14 protein-coding genes and 2 riboswitches are annotated in these 16,354 nt (G+C 64.7%); of the genes, 2 read left to right on the top strand and 12 right to left on the bottom strand.

Going from position 1 to position 16,354, the window contains the following annotated elements; genetic code table 11:
• The first annotated feature begins 91 nt into the window (after nt 1-91).
• Nucleotides 92-1,018: a ketopantoate reductase family protein gene (locus J2R80_RS23850; RefSeq protein ID WP_253639497.1), complete on the top strand. Its 927-nt coding sequence runs from the start codon at nt 92-94 to the stop codon at nt 1,016-1,018.
• Here the strand turns inward: J2R80_RS23850 and J2R80_RS23855 are convergent.
• From J2R80_RS23855 to J2R80_RS23900, 10 genes are all read right to left on the bottom strand, one after another.
• Nucleotides 1,015-1,701 (bottom strand): alpha/beta fold hydrolase, encoded by a 687-nt coding sequence (locus J2R80_RS23855; protein WP_253639498.1) that lies wholly within the window; start codon nt 1,699-1,701, stop codon nt 1,015-1,017. The two genes, J2R80_RS23850 and J2R80_RS23855, sit on opposite strands and share 4 nt — an antisense overlap.
• Entirely contained in the window at nt 1,698-2,588 is an 891-nt protein-coding gene (locus tag J2R80_RS23860; protein WP_253639499.1) for a crotonase/enoyl-CoA hydratase family protein, read from the bottom strand. Before J2R80_RS23860 ends, J2R80_RS23855 begins: the two co-directional genes overlap by 4 nt.
• Nucleotides 2,589-2,729: 141 nt before the next feature.
• Nucleotides 2,730-4,148, bottom strand: coding sequence for an amidase (locus J2R80_RS23865; RefSeq protein WP_253639500.1), 1,419 nt, complete (start codon nt 4,146-4,148; stop codon nt 2,730-2,732).
• Nucleotides 4,141-5,313, bottom strand: coding sequence for a M20 aminoacylase family protein (locus tag J2R80_RS23870; RefSeq protein ID WP_016846360.1), 1,173 nt, complete (start codon nt 5,311-5,313; stop codon nt 4,141-4,143). The genes J2R80_RS23865 and J2R80_RS23870 overlap by 8 nt, the downstream gene beginning before the upstream one ends.
• Nucleotides 5,314-5,319: 6 nt before the next feature.
• Nucleotides 5,320-6,840, bottom strand: a complete 1,521-nt coding sequence (locus J2R80_RS23875; protein ID WP_057019084.1) for a M81 family metallopeptidase — start codon at nt 6,838-6,840, stop codon at nt 5,320-5,322.
• Nucleotides 6,841-7,051: 211 nt separating this feature from the next.
• Nucleotides 7,052-8,701 carry an ABC transporter ATP-binding protein gene (locus tag J2R80_RS23880; RefSeq protein WP_253639501.1) on the bottom strand — a complete coding sequence of 550 codons (1,650 nt, stop codon included), beginning with the start codon at nt 8,699-8,701 and terminating at the stop codon, nt 7,052-7,054.
• Between the two features lie 141 nt (nt 8,702-8,842).
• Entirely contained in the window at nt 8,843-9,730 is an 888-nt protein-coding gene (locus J2R80_RS23885) for an ABC transporter permease (protein ID WP_057019082.1), read from the bottom strand.
• A gap of 3 nt (nt 9,731-9,733) precedes the next feature.
• On the bottom strand, nt 9,734-10,675 hold the full coding sequence (locus J2R80_RS23890; RefSeq protein ID WP_028336105.1) for an ABC transporter permease: 942 nt from the start codon (nt 10,673-10,675) through the stop codon (nt 9,734-9,736).
• Between the two features lie 160 nt (nt 10,676-10,835).
• The gene (locus tag J2R80_RS23895; protein ID WP_141341168.1) at nt 10,836-12,194 is read right to left on the bottom strand and encodes a D-amino acid dehydrogenase; all 1,359 of its coding nucleotides are present in this window, start codon (nt 12,192-12,194) and stop codon (nt 10,836-10,838) included.
• Nucleotides 12,195-12,259: 65 nt separating this feature from the next.
• Nucleotides 12,260-12,374: riboswitch (glycine riboswitch) on the bottom strand.
• Nucleotides 12,375-12,377: 3 nt separating this feature from the next.
• Nucleotides 12,378-12,484: riboswitch (glycine riboswitch) on the bottom strand.
• Between the two features lie 92 nt (nt 12,485-12,576).
• Nucleotides 12,577-13,707, bottom strand: coding sequence for a M20/M25/M40 family metallo-hydrolase (locus J2R80_RS23900; RefSeq protein WP_026192961.1), 1,131 nt, complete (start codon nt 13,705-13,707; stop codon nt 12,577-12,579).
• 265 nt (nt 13,708-13,972) lie between these two features.
• Between J2R80_RS23900 and J2R80_RS23905 the strand changes: the two genes are divergently transcribed.
• On the top strand, nt 13,973-15,592 hold the full coding sequence (locus tag J2R80_RS23905; RefSeq protein ID WP_057019080.1) for an ABC transporter substrate-binding protein: 1,620 nt from the start codon (nt 13,973-13,975) through the stop codon (nt 15,590-15,592).
• A gap of 70 nt (nt 15,593-15,662) precedes the next feature.
• Here J2R80_RS23905 and J2R80_RS23910 read toward each other — a convergent pair whose 3' ends face one another.
• Both J2R80_RS23910 and J2R80_RS23915 read right to left on the bottom strand, forming a co-directional pair.
• Nucleotides 15,663-15,806 (bottom strand): hypothetical protein, encoded by a 144-nt coding sequence (locus tag J2R80_RS23910; RefSeq protein ID WP_156436404.1) that lies wholly within the window; start codon nt 15,804-15,806, stop codon nt 15,663-15,665.
• A gap of 63 nt (nt 15,807-15,869) precedes the next feature.
• Nucleotides 15,870-16,190, bottom strand: a complete 321-nt coding sequence (locus J2R80_RS23915; protein ID WP_253639502.1) for a hypothetical protein — start codon at nt 16,188-16,190, stop codon at nt 15,870-15,872.
• Nucleotides 16,191-16,354: the final 164 nt, after the last annotated feature.

Genomic DNA, 16,354 nt, shown 5'->3' on the forward strand with positions numbered 1-16,354 from the left:
CGCGATGGGCCCGGCGTTCAGGGAATCGAACCCGGGTCCGTCGCGTGATATCCTCTGCCGGCTGAGTGTCGTTGCAGGGGGAGGATGTGACATGCGTATCGCTGTGATGGCGGCCGGTGCCCTCGGCGGTTATTTCGGAGCACGTATGGCCGCGGCAGGGCACGACGTGTTCTTTATCGCACGCGGCTCCAACCTCGAGGCGATCAGAAAGAACGGTCTCAAGGTCGAGAGTGTGCTCGGCAATCTTCATTTGCCCGAACCCAACGTGGCCGATGATCCTGCCACGGTCGGTCCGGTCGATATCGTGCTGTTCGCGGTCAAGCTTTGGGACAGCGAGACGGCAGCCAGGTCGTCTCTCCCCCTGGTCGGACCGCGCACCCGGGTGATCCCGTTGCAAAACGGGGTCGATAGCGCGGAGAGGATCGCCCCGATTCTCGGCGCCGACAACGTGGTCGCTGGAAGTGCCTACATTGCTACAGTGCTGTCCGCGCCTGGCGTCGTCACCCACACGAGCCAGTTCGCGCGCATGGTCTGCGGCAGAACCGACGGTAAGCCCGATGACGGCCTCAAGGCCTTTGCCGACGCCGCTCAAGCGGCCGGCATCGACATCTCGGTGTCCGACGGGATTGACCGCGAGCGCTGGCAGAAATTTGTATTCCTCGTCGGACTATCAGGCGCGACCGCAACGACTCGCCAGCCGCTAGGGCCGATCCTGGCCGACCCGGATACGCGAGCGTTCTTTTACAGCCTGATGAGCGAGGTGGTGGCGGTCGGCCGTGCCAGGGGCGTTCCCATTCCGGAGAATTTTGCCGAGGACCGAATGAAATTCGCGGAAGCCTCGCCGCCCACCTTCAAGGCTTCCATGCTGCACGATCTCGAACGCGGCAACCGGCTCGAACTCGACTGGCTCGCCGGAAAGGTGGTGGAGTTCGCCCGCCCGCTTGGCATTCCTACGCCAGCCAACAATGCGGTCTATGCCATGCTCAAGCTGCACAGGATGGGTAACGCCCGCGCCTAGTCCACCCGACGATTTGTGCTGAATTTCCCCTCTTGCAAGAACGCGATGGTCTGCGCGATCGCTTCCTTGTTGCGCACCAGCCAGGGATGCGAGGTGCGGATCACGATGTGATCGGCCATGCCCTCGAGCCTGGTGTTGGTAACCGACACCCGGCCGTCATGCGGCCGCGGCAGGGCCATGGAGGTGATCGGATAGACCGAACGGTTGCCGGCGATGATGCCGGCGGAATAGTCGAGCGGCGGCAGCAGCGCGCTGGTTGCGGCATCGCGGCGGGTGACGAGCTGCTGGCCGGCCGGACCGAAATAGGCGCGATAAGCCGCGAGGTACTTCAGGCGGTCGGCGATCTCGCTACCGCCGTTCGGTGTGCCCAGCATCACGACGCGGCCGAGCCGCGCCGGGCGATGCCTTGCCAGATAGACGCGTGCCAGAAGCCCGCCCATGGAATGGCAGACGAAATGCACGGAGCCGTCGAGGCTGCGCGCGAATTGATCAAGCGAGAGGTGGATGTCCTCGGCCAGCGCGTCGAGCGGCTTGCGCCGGCTGTCATAGTCGAGATTGAGGGTGGCAAAGCCGGCCGCCCTCAGCGCCAGCTCCATCCTGCGAAACGAGCGCGCCGTCCTGCTGATGCCGTGCAGCAGGACGACGCCGTCAAGTGTGGACGCCGCTTGACGCCGGTCGCTCACTTATAGTCGCGCTCTTGCCACCACGGGAAATAGTCGGGCATGTCCGACGACACCTTGTTCTTGAACTGCGCGGGGCGCTTCTCCAGGAACGACACCACGCCTTCCTTGACGTCGTCGGAGCGGCCGCGGGCATAGATGCCGCGGCTGTCGACCTTGTGCGCCTCCATCGGATCGTCAGCGCCCATCATGCGCCACATCATCTGGCGGATCAGCGCCACCGACACCGGCGCGGTCTTGGCCGCGAACTCCTTGGCGAGCGCACGCGCGGTCGGCAGCAGATCGTCCGGCGGCACCACCTTGCTGACGAGCCGGCCGGCAAGCGCTTCCTGCGCCGGGAAGACGCGGCCGGAATAGCACCATTCCAGCGCCTGCGAGATGCCTACGATGCGCGGCAGGAACCAGCTCGATGCGGCCTCCGGCACGATGCCGCGCTGGGAGAACACGAAGCCGAAGCGCGCGGCGTCGGAGGCGATGCGGATATCCATCGCAAGCTGCATGGTGACGCCGATGCCGACCGCCGGGCCGTTCACGGCAGCGATCACCGGCTTCAGGCACTTGAAGATGCGCAGCGTCACTTGTCCGCCGCCGTCGCGCACCTGCGGATCGCTGTAGTCGACGCTGCCGTCGGCATTGCGCTTGACCGGACCGCGCCGCGCATCGCGGTCGAACGTGTTGGCGCCGGAGGAGAGATCGGCGCCGGCGCAGAAGCCGCGGCCCGCACCCGTCACGATGATGGCCCTGACATCGTCGTCCTTGTCGGCTTTGTCGAACGCGTCGATCAGCTCCCGCTGCATCGTGGCGTTGAAGGCGTTGAGCTTGTCGGGCCGGTTCAGCGTGATGGTCAGGATTTGCTCGGCGACCTCGTACTTGATCGTCTCATACGCCATGGGGATGATTTCCTCTCGGTTTTCTTGAATGAACGGCGCTGGCGCGCGTCTCCATCCAGTTAACCCGGCAATTATCCGTTGTGAAGAAGAGGGATGCGCGGGCCTGGCTCCGCGCATCCTGACTTGCGTTGAGGCGCTGCTTTACTTCTTCGGCGGCGCGGGCCACGGCTTCTGCGGGCCGCGCAGGCCTTCGAACGCCTTGCCCATGCCGAGCACGCCGATGTCGTCGAAGCGGCGGCCGATGATCTGGACGCCGATCGGAAAGCCCTTCTTGTCGTAGCCGCCGTTGATCGACAGCGCCGGGTTCTCCGACATATTCCACGGCACGGTAAAGCAGATGTGCTCGAACGGCTTTGCCGGGTCGTTGAGCGGCGCGGCGAACTCGGCCGGGAAGTTCACCACCGGCGATACCGGCGAGACCACGTAGTCGACCTCGCAGAACAATTTCGCGGCGGCCGCGCGGATCGCCATCGTCATGTTGAAGCCGCGCACCACATCGACGCCGGAGAGCTTTGCGCCGGCCTCGGCCCAGTTGAGGATGTAGGGCAGGGTCTTGCCGCGGTCGGCCTGCGACAGTTTCGACAGCTCGTCCCAGGTCCTAGCGCGCCAGAAATTGTCGAGCCCTTCGAGCATCTCGGGCGTCAGGATGCCGTCGATCTCGGTGATGACGGCGCCGGCGGATTCGAACGCCTTCGCAGCCTTCACGACGACCTCGCGAACCTCCTTCTCGACCTTCTGGCCGGAGCCGGCGTCGAGCATCAGCCCGATGCGCAGCTTGCGTGGCGACTTCTCCAGCGCCTTCCAGTTCACCTCGAGCGCCGGCAGGCTCATGCCGTCGCGGCGATCGGGACGCGACAATACGCTCATCATCAGCGCGGCGTCGTCGACGGTGCGGGTCATCGGACCGGCGACGCGGCCGACATAGGGCGGGTCGATCGGCACGCGGCCGAGGCTCGGCTTCAATGCGACGAGGCCGCACCAGTTGGCCGGCAGCCGCACCGAGCCGCCGATATCGGTGCCGAGATGCAAGGGACCATAGCCGGCAGCACCTGCCGCGCCAGCGCCGGCGCTCGAGCCGCCGGGGTTCTTGCTGACATCCCAGGGATTGCGGGTCAGGGGATGGAACGAGGACAGGCCCGACGACAGCATGCCGTAGTCCGGCATCGTGGTCTTGGAGAAGATCACGCAGCCGGCCTCGCGCAGCCGCGCCGCAGGCGGTGCATCCTTCTCCGCGGGCGCCAGCTTGACGCTCGCCGCGCCCAGCGGCACCGGCTGCCCCTTGGTCGCGACATTGTCCTTGATGGTGGCGGGAACGCCATCGAGCGTGCCGGCCGGCTCGGCCTGCTGCCAGCGCTCGGTCGAGGTCCTGGCGACCTTCCGCGCCCCTTCCGGGTCGTACAAATACAGCGCCTTGATGTGCGGCTCCCAGGTCGCGACCTGGGAGATGATTTCCTCCAGCACCTCGGACGGCGAGAATTGCTTGGCACGATAGCCGGCGAGCAGGTCGACGGCGGAGAGATCGTGCAGCGACGTGATGGCGTCCCCTTTGGGCTTATGCATGCGCACCTGCCGGCATGCGTTTCTCGATGATGCGGGCGAACATGCTGGCGCCGATCGGCAGGATCTTGTCGTCGAGAACGTAACCGGGATTGTGAACGGGCACGGAGCCGTCATGGCCGACCCAGAAATACGCGCCGGGAATGGCCTGCATCATGTCGGCGAAATCCTCGCTGCCCATCTTGGGTGTCGAGCGGGTGATCACCTTGGCCGGATCGACGACGGTGCGCGCGACTTCCTCGACCACGCGGGACTGCTCTTCCTGGTTCACCAGTACGCTGAAGCCGTCGCGGATCTCGACCGAGATTTCGGCGCCATATGCCGCCGCAAAGCCGGCGGAGATTTCGCGCATGCGCTTGCGGATCAGCTCACGGATCTCGTCGGAGAAGCAGCGCACCGTGCCGCACATCCAGGCTTCGCCGGGAATGACGTTGTACGCCGACCCGGAATGGATCTGCGTGATCGACAGCACCGCAGCCTGCAGCGGATCGACGTTGCGGCTGACGATCGACTGCAACGCCTGTCCGAGCGTCATTGCGATCACGACCGCGTCCTTGGAGCGCTCCGGCATCGCGCCATGCGCGCCGTAGCCCTGGATCCTGATGTCGAAGAAGTCGGCTGCGGCCATTGCCGGGCCCGGCAGGATCGCGATCTCGCCATGGTTGAGGTCGGGCGCGTTGTGCAGGCCATAGACCTCGTCGCAGGGGAACTGCTTGAACAGGCCGTCCTTGATCATGGCGCGCGCGCCGCCGAGGCCTTCCTCGGCCGGCTGGAAGATGAAATGCACGGTGCCGTCGAAATTGCGGGTCTCGGCGAGATAGCGCGCCGAGCCGAGCAGCATCGTGGTGTGGCCGTCATGGCCGCAGCCATGGAAGCGTCCGGGAATGGTCGAGCGCCACTTCAGATTGGTGTTCTCCTCCATCGGCAGCGCGTCCATGTCGGCGCGCAGGCCGATCTTCTTGGTGCCGTTGCCCTTGCCCTTGAGCACGCCGACCACGCCGGTGCCGCCGAGGCCGCGATGCACCTCGATACCCCAGCTCGTCAGCTTGTCGGCGACGATGCCCGAGGTGCGGACCTCCTCGAAGCCGATCTCGGGATGCGCATGCAGATCCCGTCTGATGGCGGTGAGTTCGTCGGCAAAACTGTCGATGCGCTCAATGGTCGGCATGGCTCTCTATCCGTTTGTGCGTGATGGGGAGGTGGGTGTGAAAGTAGGGCCGTTCGGCTTGATACGAATGCCGGGACGCAAATGTTTCCACGGCAGCGTGGCGGTATCGGCGGGCATCGCGCCGGGAGCGGCGCAAATCAAGAGCTTCTCGGCGATCGGCTCGAAATCGGCGCGGAAATGCACCGAGCTCTTGTTGACCAAAATCTTCTGTGCCGTCGGCTCGATGCCGACATAGCGGTACATCGCCTGGTCGGCAAGCTGGGCCTTGTAGGAGCCGACCACGACGCGCACGTTGCCGACCCGCAGGCAGGCCGAGGGGCCCATGTCCATGTCGCGGCCGCCGAAATAGGGACCGGGAGCCACGAATTTTCCATCCGAGAGCTGCTCGACGACAAAAGTCTCCCGGTATGGCGCGTCGCCGGGAATGCCGGACTTGCCACCGAGCTCGAGCGTGACTGATGCCCCGACCCCGGCGGTGTGCGCGGCCTTCGCGGATTGCGGGTCGTAGATCACGCCGGTTGCGGCACTCGCCTTGTTGCGCACCAGCGCGCGCAGCATGCCGGTGGTGTCGGAATCGCCGCCGGCGCCGGGATTGTCCTGGGTGTCGGCGATGATGATCGGCTTGCTGGCCGATTTCGCCAGTTCCATCGCCAGCCGCACGCCTTCGTCGGGCGAATAGATCCGGCCGTCGAAATCATCCTCATGGCTCGCGACCAGGGCGACGACCTTGTCGGCGGCGGCATCCGCATCGGCCTGGGTCCGGCCGTAAGCGAATACGCTCGGCCCGCAATCCCTGAAATCGGCGGCCGGGAAGCCCGGCGCAAACGACAGCGTCGGCACCGCGTCGCTCTCGAGAGCGGCGAGCTTCTGATAGATGCCTTTGGTCGGCTGGTCGTTGGTGCATTGCCAGCTGATCGGGATCAGGAACGGCAATTGCCGGAACGCCTTTGCGAAGCGCTGCCTGGACTTGAGCATCAGCGCCAGATGCCGGGCGCAGGCGCGGCCGGTTTCGGCCATGTCGACATGCGGATAGGTGCGGTAGGCAATCAGCGCATCGGCATGCTCGATCATCTTTGGCGAGACATTCGCATGCAGATCGAGGCTCGCCACCAGCGGCAGGTCGTTGCCGATCGCCTTGCGCACGCGGGCCAGCGTTTCGCCTTCACCGTCGTCATAATGCTCGGTGACCATGGCGCCGTGCAGGTCGAGATAGACGGCATCGATCGGTCCGGCCGCGGCGATGCCGTCGACCATTTCCGTCACGATCCGCTCATACGCATCCTTGCTGACATGCGCCGACGGGCTCGCCGCGGCGAAGATCGTCGGCACCAGCTCCCAGCCATTGGCTTCCGCCGCCTCGACAAAGCCGGCGAGGCCGACATTGATCTTGCGCATGACCTTGAGCACGTCGGCGCCATGCGTCATCGACGGCCAGCCGCCGCCATGCACGAAATCGTCATAGGTTGCCTTCGTCGGTGCGAAGGTATTGGTCTCGTGCAGGAAGCCGCCAACGGCAATGCGGGTCATCAAGTCGGTCTCGATACGTTTCTTCGATCATAACGACGCGCGTCATGATCTCATCTCGTTGGTTGGAGCGTGATCTCCGGGGAAGACCGGCGTCCACCTTCAGGGCCACGCTCTAGCGCGCGACGTTAAGCGTGTCGTCGCGCCCAGCGCAAGCCGGGGAGCACCAGCGGATTTGCATGCCCTGTGGGCGGAAAGGCTTGAGGCTAAAGACCTAGGCCGTCGCCACAATGCCTTCCGAAACGGGGCGGAAGTTGGCGAAGTCCCAGCCGCGTCCGGGCGCCGCATCGAGCAGCGCGCGGGTATAGGCTTGCTGCGGATTGGTCAGCACCTCGGCGGCCGGTCCCTGTTCCACGACGCGGCCATGCTGCATCACGGCGACGTCGTCGCAGATTTGTGCGGCGACGCGCAAATCATGCGTGATGAACAGCAGCGCGATGCCCAGCCGGCGCTGGATTTCGTCAAGCAGATCCAGAACCTGCGCCTGCACCGAGACGTCGAGCGCGGACACCGCCTCATCCGCGACGAGCACGTCGGGATCGAGCGCCAGCGCGCGCGCGATCGCGATGCGCTGGCGCTGGCCGCCGGAGAACTGGTGCGGATAGCGCGAGATCGCGTCGGGCGGCAGATGGACGAGCTCGAGCAGCTCGCGCGCCCGCGCCAGCGCGTCCTTGCGCGGCATGCCGTAATTGACCGGGCCTTCCGCGATGCTCTCGCCGACGGTGACGCGCGGATTGAGCGAGCGGTAGGGGTCCTGGAAGATGATCTGGATCTTCTGGCGATGCGGCTGCAACAGCCGGCGCGACAGGTCGGAGATCTCGCGGCCGGCGAGGCGTACCCCGCCCGAGGTCGGATCGATCAGGCGGACGATGCAGCGCGCCACCGTCGACTTGCCGGAACCGCTTTCGCCGACGATGCCGAGCGTGCGGCCCTTGCGCAGAGTGAGCGTGACGTTGCTGGCGGCGGCGACCTCGCGGGCTTTGCCGTACAGCGACCGCTCCCGGTAGACCTTGCTGAGCTCGTTGGCTTCCAGCACCACGGGCTCGGTCGTCTCCGGGCGCGGCGCGCGCGGCACCAGGCTCGGCACCGAGGACAGGAGGTTGCGGGTGTACTCCATCTTCGGATTGCGCAGCACGTCCTGCAGCGGGCCGGTTTCGACCAGGCGGCCGTGCCGCATCACCGCGACGCGGTCGGCGATCTCGGCCACCACGCCCATGTCGTGGGTGATAAACAGAACCGCGGTGCCGTGATCGCGTTGCAGGTCGCGGATCAAGGTGAGGATCTGCTTCTGAGTGGTGACGTCGAGCGCGGTGGTCGGCTCGTCCGCGATCAGGAGCTTCGGCTCCAGCACCAGCGCCATCGCGATCATGATGCGCTGGCGCTGACCGCCCGAGAGGCGGTGCGGGTAGGAGGAGAAGATGCGCTCCACGTCCGGCAGCCGCACATGCTCCATCATCGCCAAAATCCTCTGGCGCCGTGCGCGGGCATCGAGATCTGTGTGGGCGCGCAGCACCTCGTCGATCTGGCGGCCTACCGGCACCACGGGATTGAGCGCGGTCATCGGCTCCTGGAAGATCATCGCCATCCGCGTGGCGCGGAGTTGCCGCAGCCGCCGGTCGCTGGCGGTGAGCAGTTCCTCGCCGACCAGTTTGACGCTGCCGCCAGACGGCACCAGCGTGCCCTTCTGCTGCAGGCCCATCACGGTGAGCGATGTCACCGACTTGCCCGAGCCGCTTTCGCCGACCAGGCACAGCGTCTCGCTTTCACGTACCTGCAGCGAGAGGTCGTCGATGATGCGATGCGCATCCGCCTTGCGGCCGAGGCCGACGACGAGATTGCTGATGTCGAGGACGACGTTGGTCATGTCAGGGTCTCTTGGCGCTGCGAAGGAATTTACCCACTGTCATTCCGGGATGGTGCGCCAGCACCAGACCCGGAATCTCGAGATTCCGGGTTCGATGCTTCGCATCGCCCCGGAATGACGGCTTCAGAAGAGCTGAAGCCGTCACTTGCCCTCACGCTGCTTCATGCGGGGATCGAGCGCGTCGCGGGCGGCGTCGCCGATCAGGTTGACGCTGAGAATGGCGATCGAGAGCAGCAGCCCCGGCCAGAAGATCAGCGACGGCTTGACCTGGAAATAGGCGCGGCCCTCGGCCATGATGTTGCCCCATGTCGGCGTTTCCGGCGAGATGCCGGCGCCGAGGAACGACAGGATCGCCTCGGTCAAGATCGCGGACGCGCAGACATAGGTGCCTTGCACGATCAGCGGCGCGATGGTGTTCGGCATCAAATGCCGCCACATGATCTTCGGCAGGCTGGTGCCGAGCGAGATCGCGGCCTCGACATAAGGTTCCTCGCGTGCGGTCAGCACCACCGAGCGCACCAGCCGCGCCACGCGCGGGATCTCGGGGATGGTGATCGCGACCATCACGGTCCAGATGCTGGCGCCCGAAAGCGACACCACGGCGATCGCGAGCAGGATGGCGGGGATCGCCATCAAGCCGTCCATCACGCGCATCAGCACCGCATCGACCCAGCGGAAGAAGCCGGCGACGAGGCCGATCAGAAGGCCGATGGCGATCGAGCAGACGGCGGCGCCGAGCCCGATCACCAGCGAGATCCGTGCGCCGTAGATGATGCGCGACAACAGGTCGCGGCCATAAGCGTCGGTGCCGAGCAGATATTGCGCGCTCGACGGCTTCAGCCGCTGCGACGGCGTCAGCAGCAGAGGATCGTGCGGCGCAAGCAGCGGCGCGAAGATCGCCATCAGGATGATGAGGGCGAGGCTGATCGTCGCAACCGCGATGATCGGCGTCGACGTCAGGAAGCCGAACTTGACGCGGAACGGCCGGGTGACGGGAAGCGAGGATTCGGGAAGGGTTTCGATCGCCATTGCTCAGTACCGGATACGAGGATCGAGCAGGGTGTAGGCGAGGTCGATCAACAGATTGACCGCGACGTAGATACCCGACGTCAACAGGATCATCGCCTGGATCACCGGATAGTCGCGCGCCAGCACCGCATCGACGGTGAGGCGGCCGATGCCGGGCAGATTGAACACGCTCTCGGTGACGACGACGCCGGAGATTAGCAGCGCGAAGCCGGAACCGATCACCGTGATGACCGGCACGGCGGCGTTGCGCAGCGCATGGCGCAGCAGCACACCGGTCTCGCCGATGCCCTTGGCCCGCGCCGTGCGCACGTAATCCTCGCCGAGCACATCGAGCATCGAGGCCCGCGTCATGCGTGCGATCAGCGCGACATAGATGAAGGAGAGTGTGCAGGTCGGCAGGATGAGGCGCTGGAAGAACGGACCGAAGCCGGCCGAGATGCTCTTGAAGCCCTGTACCGGAACCCAGCGCAGATCAATCGCAAAGATCTGGATCAGCACATAGCCGATGACGAACACCGGCACCGAGAAGCCGAGCACGGAAAGCCCCATCACGAAGCGGTCGATCCAGGTGCCGTGCTTCCACGCCGCGATCACGCCGAGCGGCACCGCCACCAGGATCGAGAGGATGATGGTGGCCAGCGCGACCGAGATCGAGGGCTCGAGGCGCGGGACGATCATTTCGAGGATCGGCTTGTTCGAGATCAGGGAGACGCCGAGGTCGCCGTGCAGCAACTTGGCGATCCAGGTGTAGAACTGGATGTAGATCGGCTCGTTCAGACCAAGCGAGGTCCGAATGCGTTCGAGCTGTTCGGGAGTCGCGTTGTCGCCGGCGAGGATGGCGGCCGGGTCGCCCGGCGTCAGCCGCAGCAACAGGAACACGAACAGAGCCACCACGCCCATCACGGGAATGGCGGCGAGGATGCGGCGAAGCAGATATCCGAGCAAATTTGATCCGTTGGGTTGTGGTCGATGAAGTCCCCAGCGGGACCGTTGCACACCAGACCGTAGCACAGATGGTAGCAGACTCACGGTAGAACTTGAGCAAGTCCCATGCCATCGGTGCTGCGGATTTTGCGGTGCAGCTAATCAGTCCTGTTGGCCGCGATTATTCCTCCGGTGAAGTTTGAAGCAGTCCACTGGAAGGTGGATTGATTTCAGCTTTGCGCGCGTCGGCGGGCACGTCGAGCCCGGCACCGAACGTCGGCGCCATCGGCGGCGTGTCGAGGTCGCGCCAATCGTCGATCGCCTGGGCCACCATCTGCGCCGTCGCCGCCGACAGTGTCCAGCCAAGATGACCGTGGCCCGTATTGTAGAACACGCCCGGAATCCGTCCGGCGCGAACCACCGGCATCATGTTCGGCATCATCGGGCGCAAGCCCGCCCATGGCACGACTTTCGACGTGTCGATCTCCGGGAAATGATGCCGCACCCAGTCCACCAGCGGTTGAATGCGATCGGCGCGAATGTCGCGGTTGAAGCCGTTGAACTCGGCGGTGCCGGCGACGCGGAAGCGGTCGGCGCCGAGCCGGCTGGTGACGATCTTCGCAGCTTCATCGAGCAGGCTGACGGTTGGGGCCGCATTCCGGCTTTGCGGCGCATCGAGCTGCACCGTGATCGAATAGCCCTTCACCGGATAGACATTGACGCGGTCGTTGAGCAGGCTGGCGAAGTGGCGGCTCGCCACGCCGGCGCAAATCACGATCCCGTCCGCCTGTAGCTGCTGGCGCGTCGCGACCGCAGCATCATGTGAAGCAGCTTCGTTCCAGCCGATGCGGAAGCCGTCATCGCCGTGTGCGATCGTGTCGACGTCGGCTTCATGGACGAAGCTCGCGCCACGGCGGATGCAGGCGTCGGCAAGCCCACGCGTGAATTTGTGAATATCGCCGGTCGCGTCCGACGGCGTGAAGAAGCCGCCATAGCAGGTTGTCTGCAGCGCGGGTTCGATGACGCGGATCTCGTCCGGGGTCACCGGCCGGCGGTCGAGCCCGCCTTGCTGCAGCAGCGTGTTGACCTTGAGGCCGGCTTCGAAGCCGGCCCTGTCGTGATAGACGTGCAGGATGCCGCGGCGTTCGAGATCGAAGGCGATGTTTTCGCGCTCTGCGATCGAGAACAGATGCTTGCGCGCTTCGATGGCGAGCTTCGTGGTCTCGATGGTGTTGCCGCGATAGCGCGTGATGTGGCCTACGAACTCGCCGATCCAGGAATATTTGTGCCAGCTCGGCTTCGGGTTCATCAGCAGCGGCGCGTCGCTTCTCAGCATCCAGCGCAGCCCCTTGAGGATGGTCGCGGCGCTGTTCCACACCTCGGCGTTGCTGGCGGAGAGTTGTCCGCCATTGGCGAACGAGGTTTCCATCGCGGCGTAGCGATGCCTGTCGAGGACAGTCACCTTGTAGCCGCGTTCAAGCAGGGCATAGGCCGTCGTTACGCCGGTGATGCCGGCGCCGATGATCGCGATGTGTGGCATGATAGTTGTCAGGCTCCCGTGGGTAAGAGTCGCCGAACCGCCGGTGAAACCGGCATCGGCGCCCCATCTGTCACGGTACCTGAGAGCTTGATCCGCATCGGGCTGTGGCCAGAAGCGAACTATCCCCTTCGGTGGACGTCATGGCCCTTGATGTGCGGCCATGTTCGTCTCTCTCCAGATCGTCCTGACGATACAGTCCTTTTGCCTGAGAGTTTCCGGGGCGGTTGCTCCGTCGGCGCCGAAGCCAACAACACGATTGTTGTCGCTTCGATCTCTCCCGCATCGTCGCGTTGGACGGCCGGACCGTAGGCGAAGCCTCAAAAATGGACAAGGCTAAATTTCGATCCGGCAGTGCCAACGTGTTGTGCAGTGCAAATCGATGTCAGTCCAGCGTCGCCAGCAGTGCCGCCATCAGGCGGCCGCGTTCGGCGAGGCTGTCGACCTCGATGTGCTCGTTGAGCGTATGTGCATCGGCGCCGCGAACGCCAAGGCCGTCGAGCGTGGGGATGCCCATCGCGCCGGTGAAGTTGCCGTCTGAGCCGCCGCCGGCGCTGCCGTGCGGCAGATCGAGACCCATCGCTGCAGCAAGGCCTTTTGCCTTTTCATAGAGCGCCATGGTGCCCGCATCGGGCTCCCACACCGGGCGGGTGACGCCGCGCGTCACCTTGAAGGTCACGTCGTTGGCGGTGCCCGACAGTGCCAGCATGCGCTCGACGCCACGGTCGAGATCGGCCTGGCGCTTGGCCATGCTGAGCGCTTCGCCGGTACAGGTCGTCGCGACGCAATTGACCCACTGGCCGCCATGCACGATGCCGACCGAGAAGGTGCAGTCCTCGGTGGTCATGCCGTCGATGGCGATGATCTGCCGCGCCATCTCGCGGATCGCGGAGCGGCCGGAAGACAGCGTTGCGCCGGCATGGCTGGGCTTGCCGGTGGCTTCCAGGTTGAAGCGCGCGATCGCATAGCGGCCGGTGACGACGCCGTTGTTCGGACGGCCGGGCTCCGGCACCAGCACATATTTGTTGCGCGCGGCTTCCGCCTCGATGATGTCGCGCGTCGACGGCGTGCCGACCTCTTCGTCGGGGGTGAACAGCACGGTGATCGGCAGCGGAGTCGTAAAGGAGGCGCGCGCCAATTGCCTGATCGCCTCGATCGACAGGTAGTTGCCGCCCTTCATGTCGAAGATGCCCGGCCCGAAGCACTTGTTGCCTTCGCGCCGCCACTTCAGCTTCTCGATGGTGCCGACGGGGTGAACGGTGTCCAGATGGCCGGCGATCAGGATGCCGGGCTGGCCTTGTTTCGGATGGGGAAAACGGGCGCGGACGCAGCCCGCGAAGCCCTGGCGTCCGGCGATGCGCTCGATCGTCGCACCCATGATCGCCATCTCGCGGGCGGCGAGATCGAGCATGCGTTCGACCGCGGCGGCGTCCCAGGTCGGGCTTTCGCATTCCACCCAGCTGCGCAGGCCCTGCAGCATCGTTTCGGAATCAAAGGGGAGATTGGCGGGGTTCATCGTTGTTCTCTCTTGTTGTTCTGACGGCGCCGGCATCGCGCGCGCGTTACGAAAATCTCAGCCGACGATTTTGTAAAGCCAAAATCTGGCGCGCGGCCTCATTCGTTTGTGTACGTCCGATGCGACCTGAAACCGATTGACGCGCTTGGCGCTTGGTGCAAGTCTCGATTTCACAAGCCATACAGCATGTTAGTTCGCCTAAATAACGAACCACATGCATAACGAATAAGCCGGCTTTGACCAGTTACACGTCAGGAGAGATTGCATGTTCCCTATCTCGCGTTGGAAACACCGCACGCTAGCGGCCGCGTTGACGGCGCTCGCGCTGTCGTTCGCGCCGCAGGAATTGTCATTCGCGCCGCAGGCGATGGCCGCGGGCAAGACCATCACCGCGGTGATGCACTCGGATCTGCGCGTCATCGATCCGATCATGACCACGGCCTACATCACCCGCGATCATGGCTACATGATCTATGACACGCTGCTGGCGACGGATTCCAATTTCAAGATCCAGCCGCAGATGGCGGACTGGAAGGTTTCCGACGACAAGCTGACCTACACGTTCACGCTGCGCGACGGTCTGAAGTGGCACGACGGCGCGCCGGTCACCGCGGAAGACTGCGTCGCCTCGCTGCAGCGTTGGGGCAAGGTCGACGGCATGGGCCAGAAGCTGATGGACTTCGTCGCGAGCCTGGAGGCGACCGACGCCAAGACCATCACGCTGAAGCTGAAGGAACCCTACGGCCTCGTGCTGGAATCGATCGGCAAGCCGTCATCGCGCGTGCCGTTCATGATGCCGAAGCGTCTGGCCGAGACGCCGCCGGACAAGCCGATCCCGGAACAGATCGGCTCCGGACCGTTCAAATTCGTGCAGGCGGAATTCCAGCCGGGCGTGAAGGCGGTCTATGAGAAGAACAAGGACTACGTGCCGCGCAAGGAGCCGGCGAGCTGGACCGCAGGCGGCAAGGTGGTCAAGGTCGACCGCGTCGAGTGGGTCACGATGGCCGATGCGCAGACCGCGGTGAACGCGTTGCAATCCGGCGACATCGATTTCATGGAGAACCTTCCGTTCGACATGCTGCCGGTGCTCGAAGCCAATCCGGATCTCAAGATCGACGTCCTCAACAAGTTCGGCTTCCAGACCCTCGGACGCATGAACTTCCTCTATCCGCCGTTCGACAATCCGAAGGTGCGCCGGGCTGCGTTCCTGGCGATGAACCAGAAGGACGTGCTCGACGCGCTGGTCGGCAACGCCAAGTACCAGAGGATCTGCGGCGCCTTCTTCGTCTGCGGCACGCCGCTCGAGACCGACGTCGGGGCCGAAACGCTGGTGAAGGGCAACGGCCTGGCGGAAGCCAAGAAGGCGCTTGCCGCATCCGGCTATGACGGCACCCCCGTGGTGATCATGGCGCCGGGCGACGTCACGACGTTGAAAGCCCAACCGGTCGTGGCTGCGCAGCAGTTGCGCGAGGCCGGCTTCAAGGTCGACCTGCAGGCCACCGACTGGCAGACCGTGGTGACCCGCCGCGCCAGCCAGAAGCCGCCGAAGGAAGGCGGCTGGAACATGTTCTTCACCAACTGGGTCGCGGCCGACGTTTCCGATCCGATCGTCAACGCGTCGATCACCGGTCGCGGCAAGAATGGCGGCTGGTTCGGCTGGGCCGAAGACCCGAAGATCGAGGAGCTGCGTGACAAGTTCGCGCGCGCCGGCTCGGCTGAGGAAAAGAAGAAGATCGCCGCGGAAATCCAGACCGAGGCCTACGATCAGGTGATCTACGTTCCGCTCGGCCAGTACACCATTCCGAGCGCGTGGCGGAAGTCGCTGACCGGTGTGCTCGACGGCCCGGCGACGCCGATCTTCTGGAATATCGACAAGTCCGAGTAAGCTTGCGGCTTGACGCAAAAACAAATGGCCGGGACTTGTCCCGGCCATTTTCTTTTCGCGCTGTCGCGTGTCAGGTGTGGCTGTCGCGGAGCTGCTCCAATCCGTCGCTGAGCGGTGGTCCGCCTTGTGGTGCGTGCTGCGGCGGGGAGGGGCGCTCCTTGCGCTGATCGGGTTGGTCGGTTGCGCGCTGCGCGGATGGATCGTCGTTCGGCATCGTCATGCTCCAATTGCGGCATGACAACGAATACGCAGTGCACGGGTTCCGAACCGGCGACCGCTAATCGCCGTGATCTGGTGTCATGCTGCTTGGGCTCGACAGGCTCGTGAGCTGCGTCGGTCCGATGCCGGTTCCGCTCATCCAGACCGCCGCTCCAGCGGCAAACGCGAGCAGTCCGTACACCATGATCGCGCCGCGGATCCATCGCCGGTAGATCGCGCGGTCGTCGGGCGCAGCGTCGCGGAATTTCTGTGCATCGAGCCCGTTGCTGCAATGAGCCGCATCGTCGCCATGCTCGAGAGTAAAGGCACCATGATCGCGCGCCGTTTCGCTGGCAATCCGATTGCCCTTCGCAATCCGATTGCAGTTTGCAATCTCCATCGCCGCCTCCGACCAAAATTGATTTCGAAATGCAACAGCCGCGAAAATGCGCGGCCGGAATTTCCAATCCGGGCAAGACTACGACAGACAGCGACCGCGGTGTGTGAACTGCGCCACAGCCGGAAAACACGACGCTGGCCCGCTCGGGTGCGCGTGGCATGCGA

It is taken from the genome of Bradyrhizobium sp. USDA 4541 (genome assembly GCF_024171085.1).
In the GTDB taxonomy this organism is placed as follows: Bacteria; Pseudomonadota; Alphaproteobacteria; order Rhizobiales; family Xanthobacteraceae; genus Bradyrhizobium; species Bradyrhizobium australafricanum.